Consider the following 390-nt stretch of genomic DNA (forward strand, 5'->3'; position numbering starts at 1 on the left):
CTAATAATAGGGGTAGTCTCGTTATCGGTAATAGGGATAGCGTCAGCAACGCTCATAATAGATCTAATATATCCACTCTTTGACCCAAGAGTAAGGTACAGATGAGGTGATAATGTTGGAAGGATTCAAAGAACTAATGAAAGATGGAAGGTTCAGATTTGCGTTCATAGTAATATGTATTTTAGCCTTAATGTCAATACTCTCATTCTTCTCGCCATACGATCCACTAAGGTGGAACGTGGTTCCTAGGGACAAACCACCCAGTTGGCCACACATATTTGGAACGACATCGCAAGGGCAAGACCTATTCTGGCAATCTACATTTGCGATAAGGAACTCACTAACGATAGCGTTAATAGCCTCAGGAATATCGAGGGTGATAGCGATAAT

At 41.3% G+C, this 390-nt stretch carries 2 pseudogenes; both read left to right on the forward strand.

Features of this window, described 5'->3' with window-relative positions:
• Nucleotides 1-105 (forward strand): annotated as a pseudogene (locus ACW9JY_RS10560) (ABC transporter permease); the annotation flags it as partial.
• A 7-nt stretch (nt 106-112) separates the two neighbouring features.
• Nucleotides 113-390: pseudogene (locus tag ACW9JY_RS10565) on the forward strand (ABC transporter permease); the annotation flags it as partial.

This window comes from Petrotoga sp. DB-2 (genome assembly GCF_054051725.1).